Source organism: Streptomyces sp. NPDC059224 (assembly GCF_042754285.1).
Taxonomy (GTDB): domain Bacteria; phylum Actinomycetota; class Actinomycetes; order Streptomycetales; family Streptomycetaceae; genus Streptomyces.
The window spans coordinates 81,077-101,306 of record NZ_JBHZAN010000014.1; the positions used below are offsets into that span (position 1 = coordinate 81,077).

21 protein-coding genes are annotated in these 20,230 nt (G+C 71.2%); 11 read left to right on the plus strand and 10 right to left on the minus strand.

Going from position 1 to position 20,230, the window contains the following annotated elements:
- The first annotated feature begins 151 nt into the window (after positions 1–151).
- Positions 152–877: a hypothetical protein gene (locus tag ACFXI4_RS16965; protein WP_362731119.1), complete on the plus strand. Its 726-nt coding sequence runs from the start codon at positions 152–154 to the stop codon at positions 875–877.
- Positions 878–895: 18 nt separating this feature from the next.
- Here the strand turns inward: ACFXI4_RS16965 and ACFXI4_RS16970 are convergent, their stop codons facing one another.
- Both ACFXI4_RS16970 and ACFXI4_RS16975 read right to left on the minus strand, forming a co-directional pair.
- Positions 896–1,408, minus strand: a complete 513-nt coding sequence (locus tag ACFXI4_RS16970) for a hypothetical protein (RefSeq protein ID WP_384991252.1) — start codon at positions 1,406–1,408, stop codon at positions 896–898.
- A 10-nt stretch (positions 1,409–1,418) separates the two neighbouring features.
- Positions 1,419–2,549, minus strand: coding sequence for a magnesium and cobalt transport protein CorA (locus tag ACFXI4_RS16975; RefSeq protein ID WP_362730098.1), 1,131 nt, complete (start codon positions 2,547–2,549; stop codon positions 1,419–1,421).
- Positions 2,550–3,035: 486 nt separating this feature from the next.
- Between ACFXI4_RS16975 and ACFXI4_RS16980 the strand changes: the two genes are divergently transcribed.
- Positions 3,036–3,632, plus strand: a complete 597-nt coding sequence (locus ACFXI4_RS16980; protein WP_384991255.1) for a suppressor of fused domain protein — start codon at positions 3,036–3,038, stop codon at positions 3,630–3,632.
- Between the two features lie 43 nt (positions 3,633–3,675).
- Here ACFXI4_RS16980 and ACFXI4_RS16985 read toward each other — a convergent pair whose 3' ends face one another.
- Positions 3,676–4,938: an MFS transporter gene (locus ACFXI4_RS16985; protein WP_384991258.1), complete on the minus strand. Its 1,263-nt coding sequence runs from the start codon at positions 4,936–4,938 to the stop codon at positions 3,676–3,678.
- 184 nt (positions 4,939–5,122) lie between these two features.
- Here ACFXI4_RS16985 and ACFXI4_RS16990 point away from each other — a divergent pair, with 184 nt between their 5' ends.
- From ACFXI4_RS16990 to ACFXI4_RS17000, 3 genes are all read left to right on the plus strand, one after another.
- Positions 5,123–5,764 carry a DUF6758 family protein gene (locus tag ACFXI4_RS16990; RefSeq protein WP_384991261.1) on the plus strand — a complete coding sequence of 214 codons (642 nt, stop codon included), beginning with the start codon at positions 5,123–5,125 and terminating at the stop codon, positions 5,762–5,764.
- A gap of 109 nt (positions 5,765–5,873) precedes the next feature.
- Positions 5,874–6,731, plus strand: a complete 858-nt coding sequence (locus tag ACFXI4_RS16995) for a PHP domain-containing protein (RefSeq protein ID WP_384991264.1) — start codon at positions 5,874–5,876, stop codon at positions 6,729–6,731.
- Positions 6,732–6,870: 139 nt separating this feature from the next.
- Positions 6,871–7,476, plus strand: a complete 606-nt coding sequence (locus ACFXI4_RS17000) for a MarC family protein (protein WP_362729160.1) — start codon at positions 6,871–6,873, stop codon at positions 7,474–7,476.
- A 200-nt stretch (positions 7,477–7,676) separates the two neighbouring features.
- On the opposite strand, the gene ACFXI4_RS17005 is transcribed toward ACFXI4_RS17000, so the two are convergent.
- Complete coding sequence (locus ACFXI4_RS17005) at positions 7,677–7,829, minus strand: hypothetical protein (RefSeq protein ID WP_351704745.1); 153 nt, start codon at positions 7,827–7,829, stop codon at positions 7,677–7,679.
- A gap of 161 nt (positions 7,830–7,990) precedes the next feature.
- Here ACFXI4_RS17005 and ACFXI4_RS17010 point away from each other — a divergent pair, with 161 nt between their 5' ends.
- Positions 7,991–8,893 (plus strand): NYN domain-containing protein, encoded by a 903-nt coding sequence (locus tag ACFXI4_RS17010; RefSeq protein ID WP_362730512.1) that lies wholly within the window; start codon positions 7,991–7,993, stop codon positions 8,891–8,893.
- Between the two features lie 17 nt (positions 8,894–8,910).
- Here ACFXI4_RS17010 and ACFXI4_RS17015 read toward each other — a convergent pair whose 3' ends face one another.
- Together ACFXI4_RS17015 and ACFXI4_RS17020 are read right to left on the minus strand one after the other, a co-directional pair.
- A complete protein-coding gene (locus tag ACFXI4_RS17015; RefSeq protein WP_384991267.1) occupies positions 8,911–9,798 on the minus strand; it encodes an alpha/beta fold hydrolase in 888 nt (295 codons plus the stop codon).
- Between the two features lie 95 nt (positions 9,799–9,893).
- Positions 9,894–12,146 (minus strand): DEAD/DEAH box helicase, encoded by a 2,253-nt coding sequence (locus tag ACFXI4_RS17020; RefSeq protein ID WP_384991269.1) that lies wholly within the window; start codon positions 12,144–12,146, stop codon positions 9,894–9,896.
- A gap of 561 nt (positions 12,147–12,707) precedes the next feature.
- Here ACFXI4_RS17020 and ACFXI4_RS17025 point away from each other — a divergent pair.
- The gene (locus ACFXI4_RS17025) at positions 12,708–13,454 is read left to right on the plus strand and encodes a ferritin-like fold-containing protein (RefSeq protein ID WP_384991272.1); all 747 of its coding nucleotides are present in this window, start codon (positions 12,708–12,710) and stop codon (positions 13,452–13,454) included.
- A gap of 80 nt (positions 13,455–13,534) precedes the next feature.
- Here ACFXI4_RS17025 and ACFXI4_RS17030 read toward each other — a convergent pair whose 3' ends face one another.
- From ACFXI4_RS17030 to ACFXI4_RS17045, 4 genes are all read right to left on the minus strand, one after another.
- Complete coding sequence (locus ACFXI4_RS17030; RefSeq protein WP_362725636.1) at positions 13,535–13,807, minus strand: hypothetical protein; 273 nt, start codon at positions 13,805–13,807, stop codon at positions 13,535–13,537.
- A gap of 174 nt (positions 13,808–13,981) precedes the next feature.
- On the minus strand, positions 13,982–14,209 hold the full coding sequence (locus tag ACFXI4_RS17035; RefSeq protein WP_046730492.1) for a DUF3107 domain-containing protein: 228 nt from the start codon (positions 14,207–14,209) through the stop codon (positions 13,982–13,984).
- 150 nt (positions 14,210–14,359) lie between these two features.
- A complete protein-coding gene (locus ACFXI4_RS17040; protein WP_362725633.1) occupies positions 14,360–15,001 on the minus strand; it encodes a TetR/AcrR family transcriptional regulator in 642 nt (213 codons plus the stop codon).
- 166 nt (positions 15,002–15,167) lie between these two features.
- On the minus strand, positions 15,168–15,401 hold the full coding sequence (locus ACFXI4_RS17045; RefSeq protein ID WP_384991275.1) for a hypothetical protein: 234 nt from the start codon (positions 15,399–15,401) through the stop codon (positions 15,168–15,170).
- Between the two features lie 239 nt (positions 15,402–15,640).
- On the opposite strand from ACFXI4_RS17045, the gene ACFXI4_RS17050 reads away from it, so the two are divergent.
- From ACFXI4_RS17050 to ACFXI4_RS17065, 4 genes are all read left to right on the plus strand, one after another.
- A complete protein-coding gene (locus ACFXI4_RS17050) occupies positions 15,641–16,633 on the plus strand; it encodes an alpha/beta fold hydrolase (protein ID WP_384991277.1) in 993 nt (330 codons plus the stop codon).
- 7 nt (positions 16,634–16,640) lie between these two features.
- A complete protein-coding gene (locus tag ACFXI4_RS17055; protein WP_384991279.1) occupies positions 16,641–18,197 on the plus strand; it encodes a DUF3152 domain-containing protein in 1,557 nt (518 codons plus the stop codon).
- Between the two features lie 56 nt (positions 18,198–18,253).
- On the plus strand, positions 18,254–18,346 hold the full coding sequence (locus ACFXI4_RS17060; protein ID WP_351321593.1) for an Ms4533A family Cys-rich leader peptide: 93 nt from the start codon (positions 18,254–18,256) through the stop codon (positions 18,344–18,346).
- A 165-nt stretch (positions 18,347–18,511) separates the two neighbouring features.
- Positions 18,512–20,230: an ABC transporter substrate-binding protein gene (locus ACFXI4_RS17065; protein WP_384991281.1), complete on the plus strand. Its 1,719-nt coding sequence runs from the start codon at positions 18,512–18,514 to the stop codon at positions 20,228–20,230.

A 20,230-nucleotide genomic window follows, 5' to 3' on the forward strand; every position in this document is an offset into this window, starting at 1 on the left:
CGCCTGCTCGGTGGGGTTCAGGCTAGCCCGTACCGATCGGATACGCCCTGGTGGGCGGTCCGGACGGACTGGCTCCGCCGGGGGGCCGGGGCACCGGTACGCTGCGGTACGCCGTGCCGGACCCGTCAGAAAGGTGGCCCCCTCGGTGACCGTGCTTGCTCCGGGCCGTGGCCGTACTCGCCACGCCGCGTTGGTGACCACGATGTGCGCGCTGGCCCTCCTCACCGCGTGCAGTGAGGATCCGGACGCGGGCACGAACGGGGTGGGCAAGCTGGCCCCGGACGTCATCCAGTCGAGGACCCGCGCGGCGGCGACGTCGGTGGCGACGGTACGGATGGCGGGCACGGTGGTCACCAGCGGGCGTACCTACGAACTGGACATGCGCCTGAACGCGGACGGCGGGACCGGGTCGGTCACCTCGAAGGGTTCGACCTTCCACCTGCTCCGGGTCGGCGAGACGCTCTATCTGCAGGCCGACGCGGACTTCTGGAACCATGCCGACGGGAGCGACACGAGCGCGGCCGGCACGCTCGACGGGAAGTACGTGAAGGTTCCGCAGGGCGATCCCTCGTACAAGAAGTTCAGCGGCTTCACGGACAAGAACCTCCTTCTGTCGGGCCTGCTGACCCTGCACGGTTCACTCTCCACCGCCGGCCACCACGAACAGTCAGGCACCCCCACCATCCGCATCGCCGGCGACGGCGGTTCCGGCGGCACGCTGGACGTCTCCCTCAAGGGCAAGCCGTATCCGCTCCGCCTGGAGCGGGCCGGCGGCGCCGGCACCCTCACGTTCACGGACTGGGGCAGCTCTTTCAGCGTCACCGAGCCGGAGAAGGGCGACACGGTCGACTACGGCAGGCAACTGCCCACCTCGTGAAGGGCACCCGCCGGGGGGCTACCGGGACCTTCCGCGCCGTGCCAGGAGCTTCGGCAGGCCCGCCGGGACCGGCTGACGGGTCGTCGCCGGGGACGGCACCGGAGCCTGCGCCAGGCTTCCCGTCGGCAGCGGCGCCGTCGCTCCCGTCGGGCGCAGGCGCAGCACCCTGCACTCCCGCGCCCAGCGGTCCGTCATGGCCTCGCCGTCGGGGGCGTTGAGACGCTTGCCCTTCAGCTCCGCCACCGCCGCGTCCCACTCGGGGGAGCCGGCGGACAGCTCCGTCACCGCCGCCGTCCAGGTGACCAGCCGCCCGCCCTTGTCCTTGCTGCGGACGGTCACCTCGGCCGTGCCCCCGCCGGCCAGCCCGGTCAGCGGCTGCTCGCTCCCGTCGCCGACCAGGCACACGGCACCGTCGGCCCAGGCATGCCACACCGCGCGCGCGGCCGGTGCCCCGGCGCCCCGGACCCAGATGAGGCCGGACTTCTTCGTGGCCTCCTCGACGAGGGCCTGGTCGAGCAGCTGACGTGTCATGGCGCCCAGCCTAGAGCCAGCCGTTGCGCTTGAGGGTGCGGTGGATGCCGAGACAGATGACCATCGTGATGCCCATGATCACCGGGTAGCCGTACCGCCAGTGCGTCTCCGGCATGTACTTGAAGTTCATGCCGTACACCCCGCACACCATCGTGGGTACGGCGATGATCGCGGCCCAGGACGTGATCTTGCGCATGTCCTCGTTCTGGGCCACGGACGCCTGCGCCAGGTTGGCCTGGAGGATGGAGTTGAGGAGTTCGTCGAAGCCGACGACCTGCTCCTGGACGCGCGCGAGATGGTCGGCGACGTCCCGGAAGTACTTCTGGATGTCGGGGTCGACCAGCCGCATCGGGCGCTCGCTGAGCAGCTGCATGGGACGCAGCAGCGGCGACACCGCACGCTTGAACTCCAGCACCTCGCGCTTGAGTTGGTAGATCCGCGCCGAGTCCACACCACGCGAGACCCCGCCCTTGCGGCCGGGCGAGAAGACCTCGGTCTCCACCTCGTCGATGTCGTCCTGCACGGCGTCGGCGACCGCGACATAGCCGTCGACGACATGGTCGGCGATGGCGTGCAGGACGGCCGAGGGGCCCCTGGCGAGCAGCTCGGGGTCGTCCTGGAGCCGGTGCCGCAGCGCCCGCAGCGAGCCCTGCCCGCCGTGCCGGACGGTGATGAAGAAGTCCCGGCCGGTGAAGCACATCACCTCGCCGGTCTCCACGACCTCGCTGTTGGCGGTGAGCTGGTCGTGCTCGACGTAGTGGATGGTCTTGAAGACGGTGAAGAGGGAGTCGTCGTAGCGCTCGAGCTTGGGGCGCTGGTGGGCCTGGACGGCGTCCTCCACCGCCAGCGGGTGGAGCCCGAACTCGCCCGCGATACCGGCGAATTCGGCCTCCGTCGGCTCGTGCAGGCCGATCCACACGAACCCGCCGTCCCGGCGTACCTGGCGCATCGCCTCCTGCGGGCTCAGCGGCTTCGGCGTCTCCACCCGCGCACCGTCCCGGTAGACGGCGCAGTCGACGACGGCCGACGGCGTACCGGGGTCGCGGGTGGTGTCGTACGCGCCGGTCTCGGCGCGCAGGCTGTTGCGCTGGGAAGGGCGGGTCGGGCGGACCACGGCACGGAGGTCGCGGATCATCGACATGGGCAGGCTCCTTCGCGACAAGTAGCGGAAGACCGCGGCGAACGGGTGGAACTACCCGGAATGGGGACGTCCTGACTGCGGATGTTTGGCACGTCCACAAAGCGGGGAGCACCGCACCGTTGCGGTGGCGGCTTCGCTACTGATTCGGATCAGACGAACGGATCCAGACAGATCCGGAGCGGACCGGTCAGAGGGATCAGGCAAGCGAAAACAAAGTGCTCTTCCGAACGACAACGCGAACGTGAAGGCGGCAGCCGACCAGTAGACGAAATCAGCAGGCGGAAGAGCGAGTGGTACTGCACGGGTGACTTCGATCCATGACAGCCCCACCTCCTCCAGCCGGTCCCTCGTAAGGGAGTCCTCGTGGCGTCGGGGTCTGACCGCGACGCTCTGCGTGCTGCCCCGAACCACCGCGGCCAGAGTAGCAGCAGCCCTCACTGTCAAGGCGCTGCTTTGCCCGGTACTGACGAGTTCTATGCTCACGACATGGCAGATGTTCTTCCTCTGGTCGAGGCCCGGTTGACCACCGCACTGGGCGAACCGGACGCGCGCGCGGCGGTCACCTTCCTCGGCACGGACCGCATCGAGGTGCTCCGTTTCCACGAGGATCTGCAGGGCGAGAACGTCCTGCGTTACGCCACGCTCGGCATGTCGGCGCACCCCATGACCGACCCCACCGCGACGCTCGCGAACCCTGTCCAGGGTCCCCGCGCCGAGCTGGTCCTGTCGGTCCGCGCCGGGCTGGCCGAGACCGACAAGGTGCTCCGCGCGCTGGCCGTCCTGGCCGCGTCTCCGCAGGTGGAGGGCCTGGTCGTGGCGCCGGGCGCGTCCCTGGACGTGGGCGGACCGCTGTGGCCGGGCGCTCCCTTCACCTCGGTCCTGGTCGGCGAGCCGGGCGGTCTCGTCGAGGATCTGGCGCTGGACGAGCCGCTCGACCCCGTCCGGTTCCTGCCCCTGCTGCCGATGACCCCGAACGAGGCGGCCTGGAAGCGGGTGCACGGGGCCCAGGCCCTTCAGGAGCGCTGGCTGGCGAGCGGGACGGACCTGCGGGATCCGCACCGCAACTCCGTCCCGCTGGACTGACGTGCGACGGTGAGCAACCTCACCAAGCGCCGTCCCCGGCCGGTCAGTTGGCAAAGACGGTGACGCCGTCCCGCGTGGCGTGCGACGGCTCCCGTTCCGCCGCCTCGTGCGTGAGCGCGTTGCGCCGTACGAGTACCACCACCGCGCCCAGCGCGGCGGTGACCGCCGCCACCACGAACGGGACGTGGAGGTCGGTCCACTCCTCGATCTTCGGCGCGAAGTAGGGGGCGGCCGCGGCGGCGAACCAGCGGACGAAGTTGTAGCCCGCGCTCGCCACCGGACGCTGGGGGTACCCCCGGACGGAGTCTGGGGGAGCGTCCGACACGCCGAGGGCCAGCTCGGTGTAGACGGTGTTGTTCACGCCGATGAACGCGCCGGACAGGACCGTGCAGACGACCGCCGCGGTGGGGCTGCCGTAGCCGAGGACGGTGACGTCGGCGGCGAGCAGCACCAGCGAGCCGCCGAGCACCCGCAGCGAGCCGAAGCGCCGCTGCATGCGCGGGGCCACCACCACCGAGAAGAGCGCGAGCAGCACGCCCCAGGCGAAGAACACGGCACCCGAGCGGTACGGGGTCATGTCCAGCACGAACGGGGTGAAGGCCAGCACGGTGAAGAACGTGTAGTTGTAGAAGAAGGCCGAGGTGGCGACGGAGGCCAGGCCCCCGTGGCCGAGCGCCCTGAGCGGGTCCGGGACCGAGGTCCTGCGGGCGGGCCTGGGCTGCTCCTTCAGGAACGCGGTGATGCACAGGAAGCCGACCGCCATCAGGGCGGCGGTGCCGAAGAAGGGGTAGCGCCAGCTGATGTTGCCGAGCACCGCCCCGAGCAGCGGGCCGCACGCCATGCCGAGGCCGAGCGCGGACTCGTAGAGCAGGATCGCGGCGGCGCTGCCGCCGGCCGCCGCGCCCACGATGACCGCGAGGGCGGTCGAGACGAACAGGGCGTTGCCGAGGCCCCAGCCGGCCCGGAAGCCGACCAGCTGGCCGACGGTGTCCGAGGTGCCGGCGAGACCCGCGAAGACGACCACGAACGCGAGGCCGAGCAGCAGGGTCAGGCGGCCGCCGATCCGGCTGGAGACGAAGCCGGTGAGCAGCATCGCCACGGCGGTGATCAGGAAGTACGAGGTGAAGAGCAGGGAGACCTGGCTGGTGGTGGCGTCCAGGCCCTTGGCGATGGAGGGCAGGATCGGGTCGACGAGTCCGATGCCCATGAAGGCGACGACGGACGCGCCGGCCGTCGCCCATACGGCCTTCGGCTGCCGCAGGATGCTGCCCGCCCCCGCGTCGAACGGGTCTGCCGGCTGTGCCATGCGCTTCCTCCCTTGTTCTCGTCCGCGCGGTCTCGTCCGCACGCCGATTTGGTTGGCATATACACATAGTAAGTTAGGTCAGCTAATTAATGTAAGATGCATCTAACTCCGGCCGGTAACCGGTTCCGCCCGGACGGGTGATCGTCCTTGACGTGGGGGATTCCGGGTAGGACCGTGGGGCCCTATGAGGGGCGAACCCAGTTGCCCGAAGTGCGGTGGCCGGGTCAGGGCTCCCGGTCTCTTCGCCGACACCTGGCAGTGCGACGTGCACGGGACCGTGCATCCGGTACAGCCCGTGATACCGCCCAGCGTCGAGGCCCTCGGTGTCGTGGTGCACCGCACCCAGGTGCCGGTGTGGATGCCCTGGCCGCTGCCGGTCGGCTGGCTGTTCACGGGCGTGGCCTGTGCCGGTGACGACCGCAGTGGCGGGCGTGCGACCGCCGTCGCCTGCTCCGGACCCGCGCCGCTCGGCGGCATAGGGGAGATGATCCTGGTCGCCGAGGAGCTGGGAGTCGGTTTCGGTGCACGGTACGCGGGCATCGACGGACCCGATCCGGGGCCGGCGATGGACGTGGAGAAGCCGCCGCAGGCGAAGGTGCTCGCCGCCGGACGGCCGACGCCGCTGTGGCATGTTCCGGGAGTGCCGGACGACCGGGCCGTCTTCGCGGGCGAGGCCTGCGGGCTCTGGCTCTGGGCCGTGGTGTGGCCCGAACAGACCGGGCTGCTGATGTACGACGAACTGGTGCTCACGGACCTGCGGGACGCCGGCGCGGAGGTGGACCTGGTGCCCTGCGGCGCGCTGTCGCCGCGGCTGCTGGAGCCCTGAGGGCTCCCTGTACGGGGCGCCCCCGACGTTCGGGTGTGACAGGGGTACCGGTTCCGGCCGCTATCCTTGACACGTTCCCTCCCGTCCCGTCCCGCCTGGAGTCCGCATCGTGCGTATCGATCTGCACTGCCACTCCACCGCCTCCGACGGCACGGACAGCCCGGCCGAACTGGTGCGGAACGCCGCCGCCGCCGGGCTCGACGTGGTGGCGCTGACCGACCACGACACCACCCGGGGCCACGCCGAGGCCGTCGCCGCGCTGCCCGAGGGACTCACCCTGGTCACCGGGGCCGAACTGTCCTGTCGTGTCGACGGCGTCTCCATGCACATGCTGGCCTACCTCTTCGACCCCGAGGAGCCCGATCTGCTCGCCGAGCGCGAGCTGGTCCGGGACGACCGGGTGCCGCGGGCCCAGGGGATGGTCGCCAGGCTGAACGAGCTGGGCGTGCCGGTCACCTGGGAGCAGGTGAGGAGGATCGCCGGTGAGGGTTCCGTGGGGCGGCCGCACGTCGCCTCCGCGCTCGTCGAGCTGGGTGTCGTACCGACCGTGAGCGATGCCTTCACGCCGGAGTGGCTGGCGGACGGCGGCCGGGCCTTCGTGGAGAAGCACGAGACCGACCCCTTCACCGCGATCCGGCTGGTCAAGCAGGCCGGCGGGGTGTGCGTGTTCGCGCATCCGGCGGCCGCCAAGCGCGGGCGTACGGTGCCCGAGTCGACGATCGCCGAGATGGCCGCGGCCGGCCTCGACGGCATCGAGGTCGACCACATGGACCACGACGCCGACACCCGGGTCCGGCTGCGCGGGCTGGCCGCTGAGCTGGGGCTGCTGGTCACCGGGTCCTCGGACTACCACGGCAGCCGCAAGACGGTGGCGCTGGGCGAGTACACGACCGATCCCGAGGTGTACGGGGAGATCACGCGCCGTGCCACCGGTGCGTTCCCCGTCCCGGGCGCCGGCGGACGCTGAGGTCACCGCCCCCCAGTTCCTGACCTTCCCGTGCGGCAGGCCGGGCTCGCCCGCTCCTGGGCTGTGCCCGCCCGCGCGGTGACCCTCACCGGCCCTCGGCGCGACCGCCGCGGTGCCGCCCTACGCACAAGGCTCACGCATGTTCGACGTCGCCGTCTTCGGCTCCCTCTTCCTGACCCTGTTCGTCATCATGGATCCCCCCGGGATCACCCCGATCTTCCTCGCCCTCACCTCCGGCCGGCCCGGCAAGGTACAGCGGCGGATGGCCTTCCAGGCCGTCTGCGTGGCGGGTGGGGTGATCACCGTCTTCGGGCTCCTGGGACACCAGATCCTCGACTACCTGCACGTCTCCGTGCCCGCGCTGATGATCTCGGGCGGCCTGCTGCTCCTGCTGATCGCCCTCGACCTGCTCACCGGCAAGAACGACGAGCCGAAGCAGACCAAGGACGTCAACGTGGCACTGGTACCCCTGGGCATGCCGCTGCTGGCGGGGCCCGGCGCGATCGTGTCGGTCATCCTCGCCGTACAGAAGGCGGACAGCGTCTCCGCCCAGGTGTCCGTGTGGGCCGCGATCCTCGCCATCCACGTCGTGCTGTGGCTGGTGATGCGGTATTCGCTCCTGATCATCCGGGTCATCAAGGACGGTGGCGTGGTCCTGGTGACGCGGCTCGCGGGCATGATGCTCTCCGCGATCGCCGTGCAGCAGATCATCAACGGCGTCACCCAGGTGATCAAGGGCGGCTGAGCCGGCGGGACGGCGCCGGGAAGGGCGGACAGACGCGGAACCCCCGCACGGCCTCGTGCCGTGCGGGGGTTCCGAAGACTTTGCGGTACTCCGCGCGTCAGTGCTTCTCGTCGTGTCTCGTGGCTCGTGGTGTCTCGTCGTTTGTCGCTCAGTTGCGGTGCGTGGCGCGTGGTGCGCCGTGGCTCGGGACTCGTGTCCCGTTACGAAGCCTGGTTCTCGGCCGGCCGGATCCACAGGCGCTGCCCGATGGCGGCGGCCTGCTGGACGATCCTGTTGACGGAGGCGGCGTCCACGACAGTGCAGTCCACGGTGGTGCCGTCGACTTCGTCCAGTCGCCTGATCTCGAAGCGCATCAGCCTCTCCCTTCCTCGCGTGTTCCTCTCATTGAACGGCTTGCGTGTTACAAACATTCCCTTGGCTAAAGAAAATTTTCGAACGCCTAATTACCGACCGGTAAGAGACCTGTGGGAGACTGACCGGGACCGGTTGTGTTCGCAGCGTGACCGCCGGGACAATGGAGGCGATGAACGACGACCTCGCCGCACTCCAGGCCCGCATCGATCGCACGAACGAGCTGCTCACCCGCATGCTCGCCGAAGTGGCGAAGACCCCTTCGACGCACGCGATCTTCGTCGACGCGGGTTACCTCTACGCGGCCACGGGCCGGCTCGTCGCCGGGACGGAGGACCGCCGCGCCTTCGACCTCGACGCCGAGGGGCTGATCGAGGCGCTCATCGACAAGGCACGCCAGATCTTCGCGGACAGCAGGCTGCTGCGCGTCTACTGGTACGACGGCGCCCGCCGCCGCATCCACACGGCCGAGCAGCAGACCATCGCCGAACTGCCCGACGTCAAGGTCCGGCTCGGCAACCTCAACGCCAACAACCAGCAGAAGGGCGTCGACTCCCTGATCCGTACGGACCTGGAGTCACTCGCCCGGCATCGCGCCATCAGCGACGCGGCCCTGCTCGGCGGTGACGAGGACCTGGTCTCCGCGGTCGAGGCGGCCCAGGGCTACGGCGCCCGTGTCCACCTGTGGGGCATCGAAGCCCCCGAGGGCCGCAACCAGGCCGAGCCGCTGCTCTGGGAGGTCGACAGCCAGCGCACCCTGGACCTCGAGTTCTTCAAGCCCTACGTCGCCCGGCGCACCGCCCACGCCTACGAGGCCGGCGGCACCAGGCCCAGTCGTGAGGACGTCCGTTTCGTCGGCGCGCAGATCGCCGCGAAGTGGCTCTCCTCGCGGGGCAGCGAGGCGCTCGTCGAGCTGCTGCCCGGGCATCCCTATCTGCCGGGCCCGGTCGACCAGGACCTCCTCGTCGAGGCCGAGGGCATGCTCCAGTACTCCCTGCGCGGCCAGGCCGACCTGCGCCGGGCCCTCCGTGACGGCTTCTGGGAGCACCTTCAGACGCAGTACTAGCGGGGGACGGTAGGCGACTAGCCGTTCGCGCCGTCCCAGAAGGCGGCGATCGCCTCGGCGGTGGGGGCCGGCCGGTCGGTGTTGGGGGAGTGCTCGGCACCCTCGACGACCGTCCGGTGCGCGCGCAGCCGCGACGCCATGTCGTCCAGCAGCGGCACCGGCCAGGTGTCGTCCCGCGCCCCCGACAGCACGTGGAACGGCAGCGGTACGGCGACGAGTTCGTCGACGCGGTCCGGCTCGACGCACAACTGGCGTCCGGCGGCGAGGAGTTGGGCCGGTTTGTTGCCCAGCCAGCGGCGCCGCAGGTCCGCCTGGTCCTCCTGGTCCGCCCGGTCCTCCACGCCGCCCTCTTCGAGTTCCTCCGGTGCTTCCATGGCCTGCATGGCCTCCCACACCTCGGCCATCGGGAGCACCGCGAGCGCGTCCCTCAGCAGCTTCACCCGCTGCTGCTGGGGGACGGAGATCTGCGCCGGGCCCGAGGACATCAGCGTCAGCGAGCGGAACGGCGTGTGGTCGAGGAGCACGGCCGCGCGCGCGATCTGACCGCCGAGGGAGTGCCCCAGCAGATGCACGGGCCGTCCGTCGCCGACCACTGCCGCCTGCGCCAGTACGTCGCGCGCCAACTCCTCCTGGGCGTAGGCCGATTCGTCGTGTTCCGGGCCGTCCGACTCGAACTGTCCACGCCCGTCGACGGCGACGGTCCGGTATCCGCGCGCACCCAGTGCCTCGAGCAGCGGGTTGAAGTCCTCCTTGCTGCCGGTGAACCCGGGCAGCAGCAGCGCGGTCCCCTTGGACCCGGCCCCGGCAGCCACGGGCGCGTCGATGACGGCGAACTCACCACGTGCGGTGGCGAGCGCGTACGCGCGGGCACCGTCGGGCGGGACAAAGGTGCGAGGCCTGCTCATGGGGAGAGGTTATCCGGCGGCGAACGGCAGGTGGGCCCCGGGAACGCCGGACGGCCCGGCCCACACAGGGTGGACCGGGCCGTCCGGTGACGTGCTCAGGCCTCGGGAGCCGCCGCGGCGGCCTTCCGGGTCCGGCGGGCCTTCGGCTTCGCCTCCGCGTCGGCCGCGTCAGCGACACCGGCCGCCTCGACGGACTCGGCCGCCTTGCGGGTGGTACGACGCCTCGGCTTGACCTCCGGCTCCTCGCTGGCCTGCGCCGGAATCTCCGCACCGGCGGCGGCCGCGGTCTTGCGGGTGCGGCGGGGCTTGGCCTCGGCGGCCTCGGCGGTGTCCACAGCCGTTTCGGCGGCGGCTGCCGTCTTGCGGGTGCGGCGGGGCTTGGCGGCTTCCGTCTCCGTCGTGGCCTCGGCGGCCTCGGCCGTCGCCGGAGCGGCGGCCGCGGTCTTGCGGGTGCGGCGGGGCTTGGCCTCGACGGCTTCGGCGGTGTCCACAGCCGTTTCGGCGGCGGCTGCCGTCCTGCGGGTCCGGCGCGGCTTCGGCTCCTCTGTGACCTCGGGCTCGGCCACGGTCACCGCCGCCTCGGCCGGCGCGGCGGCCTTGCGGGTACGGCGGCGGGCCGGTGTCACCGGCGCCTCGACGGCCTCGACGGCCTCGACGGCCTCGACGGCCTCGACGGCCTGGACGGTCTCGGCGGTCTCCTGCGGAGCCTCCGTGACCTCGACGACCTCGGCCGGCGTCACCGCGGCCTCCGCGGACTTGCGGGTCCGACGGCGACGAGGCTTCTCCGGAGCGACGGCCTCCACGACGGCCTCGACGGTCTCCACGACCGCCTCGGGCGTCACGGGCTGCGGGGTGGCGGCCGCGGCCGCCACCGGCTCCGGTGCCGCCCCGGCGCGCGTACGACGGCGACGGCGCGGGGTGCGGGTGCCCGCGGGCTCCGACGCCGTGACGGACTCGGCGGCGGGGGACGCGGACTCCGCGGACGGGGTCGCGGACGGCGTACCGGCCGCCGGGTCCATCGACGTGCCGGCGCGGGTACGACGGCGGCGGCGGGGGGTACGGGCCGGACGCTCGCGCTCCTCGGAACGGGCCTCGTTCCGGTCACCGCGGTCGTTCCGGTCGCCCCGGCCACCGCGACCGCGGCCACCACGGCCGCCGGTCTCGCCCAGGTCCTCCAGCTCCTCCGCGTCGAGCCCGGCGCGGGTGCGCTCCGAACGCGGCAGGACACCCTTGGTGCCGGCCGGGATCTTCAGCTCCTCGAAGAAGTGCGGGGAGGTCGAGTACGTCTCCACCGGGTCGTGGAAGCCGAGCTCCAGCGCCTTGTTGATGAGCTGCCAGCGCGGGATGTCGTCCCAGTCGACGAAGGTGATCGCCGTGCCCGAGGCGCCCGCGCGGCCGGTGCGGCCCACCCGGTGCAGATACGTCTTCTCGTCCTCGGGGGACTGGTAGTTGATGACGTGGGTGACGCCTTCGACGTCGATGCCGCGCGCGGCGACGTCGGTGCAGACGAGGACGTCCACCTTGCCGTTGCGGAACGCGCGCAGCGCCTGCTCGCGGGCGCCCTGGCCCAGGTCGCCGTGGACGGCGCCGGAGGCGAAACCACGGCGCTGGAGCTGCTCGGCGATGTCGGCGGCGGTGCGCTTGGTGCGGCAGAAGATCATCGCCAGTCCGCGGCCCTCGGACTGGAGGATGCGGGCGATCATCTCCGGCTTGTCCATGGAGTGCGCGCGGTAGACGAACTGCGCGATGTTCGCGACGGTCGCGCCCGTGTCGTCCGGCGCGGTGGCGCGGATGTGGGTGGGCTGGCTCATGTACCGGCGGGCGAGGCCGATGACCGCGCCCGGCATGGTCGCCGAGAACAGCATGGTCTGGCGCCTGGCCGGAAGCATGTTGATGATCTTCTCGACGTCGGGCAGGAAGCCCAGGTCGAGCATCTCGTCGGCCTCGTCGAGGACGAGCGACTTGATGTGCTTCAGGTTGAGCTTCTTCTGGCCCGCGAGGTCCAGCAGCCGGCCCGGGGTGCCGACGACCACGTCGACGCCCTTCTTCAGGGCCTCGACCTGCGGCTCGTAGGCCCGGCCGCCGTAGATGGCGAGCACGCGCACGTTACGGACCTTGCCGGCCGTCAGCAGGTCGTTGGTCACCTGGGTGCACAGCTCGCGCGTGGGGACGACGACGAGCGCCTGCGGGGCGTCGGTGAGGGCCTCGGGGGTGGCGCGTCCGGCCTCCACGTCGGCAGGGACGGTCACGCGCTCCAGGAGCGGCAGACCGAAGCCGAGGGTCTTGCCGGTGCCGGTCTTGGCCTGGCCGATGACGTCGGTGCCGGAGAGGGCGACCGGGAGTGTCATCTCCTGGATGGGGAAGGGGGTGATGATGCCGACGGCTTCCAGGGCCTCGGCGGTCTCGGGAAGGATTCCGAGTTCACGAAACGTCGTAGTCAGGGTGCTGCCTCTTCTGTGTGTCGCGGTCCGAGGCGAGCGCGGGGGTCTTTGACGGACCGTGCCGGGGGACGTCGGCTGCCTTACGGGCGGGCCGTGTGGGGCACGCCGTATGACACGGGACCTCTGCCGACGCTCGAGCGCTCGTACCGCTGAGGTGTCCCTCCGGTCGTCGTACGCGATGTGCCGTACGCGCCGGGAGGGCTGTCGGGTCGGAGCCGATCGGGCCACCGACCGGGCATCCTCATACGTGCGGCCTGTCGAGATACGTCCGAATACGACGGCGTACCAGCAGGCGCATTACCACCATACCCCGGAATCGTGCACATGCGATGGCCGATTCGGTCACGTCGTGGTAGTCGCAGTGGCTGACCAGCGACTTCACGCCGACTTGTCGGGGGACTTCCCGGGGCATGCCCCAGGGTTCCGTGAGCCTTCCCGGGGGTTCCCGGGGGCCGCGGGCGGGCTATTGTGCGCTTCATGACGAGCTCTGACAAGCCTGAGACCGCCTCCGCCGAACCGACCGGTGTCGCCGCCCAGGACTGGGCGCGGGCGGCCGCCGACCCGCAGTACCGTGCCGCGGTCGTGGACCTGCTCGGCGCCCTCGCGTACGGCGAGCTCGCCGCGTTCGAGCGCCTCGCGGAGGACGCCAAGCTGGCGCCCTCGCTGGTGGACAAGGCCGAGCTGGCGAAGATGGCGTCGGCCGAGTTCCAGCACTTCGAGCGGTTGCGGAACCGGCTGACGGAGATCGGCGAGGACGCGACGCAGGCGATGGAGCCGTTCGTCGCGGCCCTCGACGGCTTCCACCGGCAGACCGCCCCGTCGGACTGGCTGGAAGGCCTGGTCAAGGCGTACGTCGGCGACTCGATCGCCAGTGACTTCTACCGGGAGGTCGCGGCCCGGCTGGACACGGACACGCGCGAGCTGGTGCTGGCCGTGCTCGACGACACGGGACATGCCGGGTTCGCGGTGGACAGGGTGCGGGCGGCCATCGACGCCGACCCCCGCGTGGGCGGCCGGCTGGCCCTGTGGGCGCGGCGGCTGATGGGCGAGGCGCTGTCGCAGTCCCAGCGGGTGGTCGCCGACCGTGACGCGCTGTCGACCATGCTGGTGGGCGGGGTGGCCGACGGGTTCGATCTCGCCGAGGTGGGGCGGATGTTCTCGCGGATCACCGAGGCGCACACGAAGCGGATGGCTGCGCTGGGCCTGGCCGCCTGACCCTGCGGGGCTGGATCCAGGGGGAGTTGCGCGGCCGCGGGGTCACCGGTCGCGCAGTTCCGCGCGCTCCGTCGGCGTGCTCACGCCGGGATCGATCGTCGGCGCAGATGGCGGCCCGCCGGGCGGAGCAGCAGCGAGAGGGACGCCGCCGCGACGATCGCGGCTCCCAGAAGGCTCACCAGGACGGTGCCGGGGCCGAGCGCGCTGTGGGTGACGAAGTCGCCGAAGAGGGCTCCCGCGACACCCGTCGAGAACACCAGAGGACGAGCCGGAAGACGGTGGGAAAGGCGGCTGGCCGCGGCCCACGACAGGGCCACGCCGAGCAGTGCGGATCCTAGGACTTCCAGCAGCATCACGAGGGGTCCCTCCCACGGCCGGCCGGTACTTCACGGTCGTAGGCCGTCATACCCGTGACCTGCGGAATGCAATCCTCCCCTGTGGGTGACTTGTGGACCGGATGTGGAGACCGGACACGACGGAGGGGCCCGGCGGACACACCTGCGCCGGGCCCCTCCGTGCCGCTGTGGCTAGACCGCGCTGAAGCCCACCTTGCGCACCGTCGGCTCGCCGAGCTCGATGTACGCCAGGCGGTCCGTCGGGACCAGTACCTTGCGGCCGCGCTCGTCCTCCAGGGACAGCACCTGCGACTTGCCGGCCAGGGCGTCGGCGACGAGGCGCTCGACCTCCTCGGCGTTCAGACCGCTCTCCAGCACGATCTCGCGGGGCGCGTGCTGCACGCCGATCTTGACCTCCACGGCTATGTCCCTCCGACGGTCAGTGAAGTGCGCGGCCTTCCGCGCCGTACGCAGCACACATTAGCCCGGTGAGGGGACGTACACGCTGTGGGCGGGCACGCCAGGAGCGAACAGCGAACGGGAATGCCGTGCCCACCGGTCCATGACGCCTCAGTGGTGGTCGGTGCCGTGCAGCGGGAAACCGGCGATGCCCCGCCACGCCAGCGAGGCGAGCAACTGCACCGCCTGGTCGCGCGGGACGCTGCGGTCGCTGTGCAGCCAGGAGCGCGCCACCACCTGGGCGAGGCCGCCGAGGCCGGAGGCCAGCAGCGTCGACTCGGCCCGCGACAGGCCGGTGTCCTCGGCGATCACGTCGCAGATCGCCTCGGCGCACTCGGTGGTGACCTTGTCGACGCGCTCGCGTACCGCCGGCTCGTTCGTCAGGTCGGACTCGAAGACGAGACGGAAGGCGCCGCCGTCGTCCTCGACGTACGCGAAGTACGCGTCCATGGTCGCCCGGACGCGCTGCTTGTTGTCGGTCGTCGACGCGAGCGCGCTGCGCACCGCCTGGATCAGGGCGTCGCAGTGCTGGTCCAGCAGAGCCAGGTAGAGGTCGAGCTTGCCCGGGAAGTGCTGGTAGAGCACCGGCTTGCTGACCCCCGCGCGTTCGGCGATGTCGTCCATCGCGGCCGCGTGGTAGCCCTGCGCGACGAAAACTTCCTGGGCGGCGCCCAGCAACTGGTTCCGACGGGCACGGCGCGGCAGGCGCGTGCCCCGCGGGCGCGCCGCCTCTGTCTGCTCGATGGCTGTCACGCCGCCTCCCAAAATCGTCCACATGCGGATTACGCCGCCCGGCCATCGTACTTTTCGGTAACCGTGCTGTGCGCGGTGCGAGCGCAGAATTTCACGTACCGGACGGCGGCGAAAGCCGCACCGGGAAATGCGGACAGGCCAGGTGGGCCCGCCGGGGCCCGCGCGGTCAGCGGTAGTCGTCCTCGTCAAGGGAGACCACGCGCGCCTGTTCGATGAGATCGGCCTCGTTCGCGCGGTCGTCGTCCACACCGGTGAGCGGGTCGTCGTGGGACGGCGTGACGTCCGTGTGCTGCTCGGCTGCGTCGCTCTCCGGGGCCTCGACGTCGATCTCCGGGGCGTCCTGCTCCTCCTCCGGCTGCAGATCGTCGAGCACGTCGGGGTCGGTGGGTTCAAAGGCCATGGTGGGCTCCCTTCCATCGAATGTCCCTGTCAGAAGCAGGGGGCCATAAACGGGTGCCCTCTTTATGAGAGTAGGAGACACCGGATGCGGACGCTATGCAGTGGCCGGCCGGCCCCACGGCCTGCCGGGCGGTCGCCGACGGGCCGTCGGCGGACGGTGCGGGGACCCGCGGCCCGCCGCGGCGGCCCTGTGACGGCGAACACACGAACCACGGTGTGATCGTCTCGTAACATTGGCCCATGTCTTCGACCGAGCTGCCGTCAGTGCCGCCCACCAGCGTGCTCCCGAAGGCGACGGCTGTCAGAGTCGCGGAGGGCGAGCGGCTGCGGTCGGTGGGGCTGCCCGGCGTCACCCTCACGATCAGGTCCAGGCCTCCTGTGCGACCGGGCCTGCCGTCGGCCCTGTTCGTCCACGGGCTCGGCGGCTCCTCGCAGAACTGGTCGGTCCTGATGCAGCGACTCGAAGGCGTCGTGGACGGCGAGGCGGTCGACCTGCCAGGCTTCGGCGACTCCCCGCCACCGGACGACGGCGACTACTCGGTCACCGGGCACGCGCGCGCGATCATCCGCTACCTCGACGCGTTCGGCCGCGGCCCGGTCCATCTCTTCGGCAACTCGCTCGGCGGGGCGGTCAGCACCCGCGTCGCCGCCGTCCGTCCCGACCTGGTCCGCACACTCACGCTCGTCTCACCGGCCCTGCCCGAGCTGTGGGTGCAGCGCACGGCCGTGCCGACGGTGCTGCTCGGCCTGCCCGGCGTCGCCGGACTGCTCACCCGCACGACCGGCAAGTGGACCGCCGAACAGCGGGTACGGGGCGTGCTGGCCCTCTGCTACGGCGACCCCGGCCGGGTCACGCCCGAGGCGTTCGAGTACGCGGTGGAGGAGCTGGAACGGCGGCTGCGGCTGCCGTATTTCTGGGACGCGATGGCGCGGTCCGCGCGCGGGATCGTCAACGCCTACACCCTGGGCGGCCAGCACGGGCTCTGGCGTCAGGCCGAGCGCGTCCTCGCCCCGACCCTGCTGATCTACGGCGGCCGCGACCAGCTGGTCGGCTACCGCATGGCCCGGAAGGCCGCACGCAGCTTCCGCCACTCCCGGCTGCTGTCCATGCCGGACGCCGGGCACGTGGCGATGATGGAGTATCCGGAGACGGTCGCCGGGGCGTTCCGTGAACTCCTCGCGCAGGCCGACGAGTCGGGCGCCGGAGCGGGCGCGCCGGGCGCGGGGAGCTGAGGGCCGGGTGGGACGTCACAGCCGCCGCGGTCCGGCGCCCAAGGGCGACGCCGCCGACACAAGTGACATAAGAGCGGCCCGGAACAGGGAGCCGGGGCCGGCCGAACGCGAAGGCACCGGACGGGTACCGCGCCCGGCCCGGGGCACCCCCGCGGAGTCCCGGCGCCTGCCGGACGGCACGCCCGGGGGAGGTTTCCCACGTCTGCCGGACGGCACGCCCGCGCGTGGCATGCCTCCCTCTCCCGACGGCACCCCCGTGCGCGGGGTGTCCCGGTTCCCGGACGGCACTCCGGCCCACGGCGGGCCCCGGCTGCCCGACGGCACCCCGGCGCACGGTGTGCCGCGCTTTGCCGACGGGACACCCGCCCACGGTGTGCCCCGGGCCCGCGGGGGTCATCCCCAGCAGCGGGAGCCGGGCGGGGGCTGGGGCGAGGTGGGCGGACCGGCCGGTGCCGCCGCCTCCGGGCCGGCCGGGGCGGCGGTACCGCGACAGCGGCGAGGCGGGCCCGGTGGGCCACGGCAGGACTACGTCGACGCCTTCGCCGAGGACGTCGACGTCTTCACGCCGCGCCCCGGCACGGGGACCGGTGTCGGCGGCCGGCGTGCGCAGACGCGCTCGCCCGACTCCGGTCCGGCCGCCGGGCGCCTCGGCTCCGGCCCGCAGGCGTCCCCGCTCGCCTCCGAGCCCTACGGGAGCGGCCACGGCGACGGCGATGACGACGCGCCGCCCACCGGCGAACCCGCACAGCCCAGGAGCGGCAAGGGGCGGGCCCTCACCGGCGTCGCGGCCGCCGCCGTCACCACCGTGCTCGCGGTGATCGTCGCCGGGCAGGTCGCCGACAGCGGTGACGGCTCCGTACGGTCGCAGTCGGCCGCCGGCGACGCACGGATCACCGACGGTTCCGCCTCCCGCGGCAACGGCCGTACGACACCGTCGGTCTCCGCCTCGCCCCGCGTGGCGACGCTCTCGTACGAGCAGGCGATGGACAAGAAGTACCCGCTCGGCGCCAGACTGGCCGGGTCCGGGAAGTTCGACGCCGTCCCCGGGGCCGCAAAGGCGCCCGGCAAGGGGCAGAGGTACACCTACCGCGTCGACGTGGAGGAGGGGCTGGGGCTGGACGGGGAACTGTTCGCCGAGGCCGTGCAGAAGACGCTCAACGACGAGCGCAGTTGGGCCCACGACGGTGCCCGTACCTTCGCGCGCGTCTCCTCCGGCAGGCCCGACTTCGTGATCACCCTCGCCAGCCCCGGCACCACCGCCAAGTGGTGCGCCAAGTCCGGTCTCGACACTACCGAGGACAACGTGTCCTGCGACTCGGCCTCCACGGAACGCGTCATGATCAACGCGTACCGGTGGGCGCGGGGCAGCGCGACGTACGGTGACGAGATCCACGCCTACCGGCAGATGCTGATCAACCACGAGGTCGGCCACCGGCTCGGCCACGGCCATGTGACCTGCGACAAGGACGGCGCTCTCGCGCCGGTCATGCAGCAGCAGACCAAGTTCCTCGACCACGACGGAATCCACTGCCTGCCCAACCCCTGGCCGTTCCCCAAGAGTTGACAGGTGGCTCATACGTCACATTGACATGGGCAGAAAGTTCATACATATTTCTGGGCATGTCGTCCCTTCACGCCTCCGCGCGCGCCGCCATCGAGCTGGCGCTCATCGGCGTGACCGCGCTCTGCGTGGCCGACATCCACTGTCGCTGACCCTCGCCCCTGGGCGTTCGCGTCGCGATCTCTTCCCTTTGCCGTGACCCGGTCACGGCTCTTTCGACGACCTGACGCCCGGGCAGACGTCTGTTCACTTTCGTCTCACTCCTCGTCAATCTGTCTCACCGATCGAGACACGCCTTCCGAGAGGTCGTCATTCCGATGCGTCAACCGTCCGCCATAACGCGCCGCATGGCCGTGGCATCCGTCAGCCTGGTCGTGGCAGCGGGCGCCGTCTCCTGCGGCCCGAAGGACAACGATGCCAAGGGCTCCGGTGGCGACTCCACGCCGCACAAGGGCGGCACGCTCGCGGTCCTGAACTCCGACCCCCAGTCGGACTTCGACCCCGCCCGTCTGTACACCTCCGGCGGCGGCAACGTGCCCTCCCTGGTCTTCCGTACGCTCACCACCCGCAACCGCGCCGACGGCGCGGCCGGCGCCAAGGTCGTCCCCGACCTGGCCACCGACACCGGGCGCCCGAGCGAGAACGCGACCGTGTGGACGTACACCTTGAAGAAGGGCCTCAAGTACGAGGACGGGACGGCGATCACGTCCGCCGACATCAAGTACGGCATCGAGCGCTCCTTCGCCCCCGAACTCTCCGGCGGCGCGCCCTACCTGCGGGACTGGCTGGCGGGCGCCGCCGACTACCAGGGCCCGTACAAGGACAGGAAGGGGCTCTCGGCGATCGAGACACCGGACAGCCGCACGATCGTCTTCCACCTGAACAAGCCCGAGGGCGAGTTCCCGTACCTGGCCACCCAGACGCAGTTCACGCCCGTCCCGAAGGCCAAGGACACCGGCACCAAGTACGAGGAGCACCCGGTCTCGTCCGGCCCCTACAAGGTCGTCAAGAACGAGAACGACGGCGAGCACCTGGTCCTGGAACGGAACACCTACTGGTCCGCGGCCGTCGACGACCAGCGCAAGGCCTACCCGGACAAGATCGACGTCAAGTCCGGGCTGGACTCGGCGGTGATCAACCAGCGGCTGTCGGCCTCCCAGGGGACGGACGCCTCCGCGGTCACCACGGACACCAACCTCGGCCCGGCCGAACTCGCCAAGGTGACCGGCGACAAGGAACTCGCCTCGCGCGTGGGCACCGGGCACTTCGGCTACACGAACTACATAGCGTTCAACCCGAAGGTCAAGCCGTTCGACAACCCCAAGGTGCGGCAGGCGATCTCGTACGCGGTCGACCGGTCGTCCGTGGTCAACGCGGCGGGCGGCAGCGCGCTGGCCGAGGCCGCCACCACGTACCTGCCCAACCAGAAGTCCTTCGGCTACACGCCGTACGACCCCTTCCCGGCGGGCGCCACCGGCAACGCGGCCAAGGCCAAGGAGCTGCTGAAGGAGGCCGGTTACCCGAACGGGCTCACCGTCACGCTGACCCACGACAACGCCCAGAACTTCAGGACCAGCCCCGAGATCGCGACCGCCATCCAGGACGCCCTCAAGAAGGCCGGCATCACGGTCAGGCTCCAGGGACTGGAGGACAACAACTACTCGGACACGATCCACGACGTGAAGACCGAGCCGGGCTTCTTCCTCGCCGCGTGGGGTGCCGACTGGCCCTCCGGCGGCCCCTTCCTCGCCCCGATCTTCGACGGCCGGCAGATCGTCAAGGACGGCTCGAACTTCAACTCTGCCCAGCTCAACGATGCTTCGGTCAATGCCGAGATTGACGCGATCAACAAGTTGACCGACCTTGACGCGGCCGCCAAGCGGTGGGGCGCCCTGGACGAGAAGATCGGCGCGCAGGCTCTCACCGTGCCGCTGTTCCACCCGGTCTACAAGCGACTGGTCGGCAAGGACATCAGGAACGTCGTGATCAGCGACTGGACCGGCGTCCTGGACATCTCCCAGGTCGCGGTGAAGTAG

Excerpts from the sequence above, each read along its gene's own strand:
- ACFXI4_RS16970 (WP_384991252.1), bottom strand. The coding sequence starts at position 1,408 with ATGACACGTCAGCTGCTCGACCAGGCCCTCGTCGAGGAGGCCACGAAG.
- ACFXI4_RS16975 (WP_362730098.1), bottom strand. The coding sequence starts at position 2,549 with ATGTCGATGATCCGCGACCTCCGTGCCGTGGTCCGCCCGACCCGCCCT.
- ACFXI4_RS16980 (WP_384991255.1), top strand. The coding sequence starts at position 3,036 with ATGGCAGATGTTCTTCCTCTGGTCGAGGCCCGGTTGACCACCGCACTG.
- ACFXI4_RS16985 (WP_384991258.1), bottom strand. The coding sequence starts at position 4,938 with ATGGCACAGCCGGCAGACCCGTTCGACGCGGGGGCGGGCAGCATCCTG.
- ACFXI4_RS16990 (WP_384991261.1), top strand. The coding sequence starts at position 5,123 with ATGAGGGGCGAACCCAGTTGCCCGAAGTGCGGTGGCCGGGTCAGGGCT.
- ACFXI4_RS17000 (WP_362729160.1), top strand. The coding sequence starts at position 6,871 with ATGTTCGACGTCGCCGTCTTCGGCTCCCTCTTCCTGACCCTGTTCGTC.
- ACFXI4_RS17005 (WP_351704745.1), bottom strand. The coding sequence starts at position 7,829 with ATGCGCTTCGAGATCAGGCGACTGGACGAAGTCGACGGCACCACCGTG.
- ACFXI4_RS17010 (WP_362730512.1), top strand. The coding sequence starts at position 7,991 with ATGGAGGCGATGAACGACGACCTCGCCGCACTCCAGGCCCGCATCGAT.
- ACFXI4_RS17015 (WP_384991267.1), bottom strand. The coding sequence starts at position 9,798 with ATGAGCAGGCCTCGCACCTTTGTCCCGCCCGACGGTGCCCGCGCGTAC.
- ACFXI4_RS17020 (WP_384991269.1), bottom strand. The coding sequence starts at position 12,146 with ATGACACTCCCGGTCGCCCTCTCCGGCACCGACGTCATCGGCCAGGCC.
- ACFXI4_RS17030 (WP_362725636.1), bottom strand. The coding sequence starts at position 13,807 with ATGCTGCTGGAAGTCCTAGGATCCGCACTGCTCGGCGTGGCCCTGTCG.
- ACFXI4_RS17045 (WP_384991275.1), bottom strand. The coding sequence starts at position 15,401 with ATGGCCTTTGAACCCACCGACCCCGACGTGCTCGACGATCTGCAGCCG.
- ACFXI4_RS17050 (WP_384991277.1), top strand. The coding sequence starts at position 15,641 with ATGTCTTCGACCGAGCTGCCGTCAGTGCCGCCCACCAGCGTGCTCCCG.
- ACFXI4_RS17060 (WP_351321593.1), top strand. The coding sequence starts at position 18,254 with ATGTCGTCCCTTCACGCCTCCGCGCGCGCCGCCATCGAGCTGGCGCTC.
- ACFXI4_RS17065 (WP_384991281.1), top strand. The coding sequence starts at position 18,512 with ATGCGTCAACCGTCCGCCATAACGCGCCGCATGGCCGTGGCATCCGTC.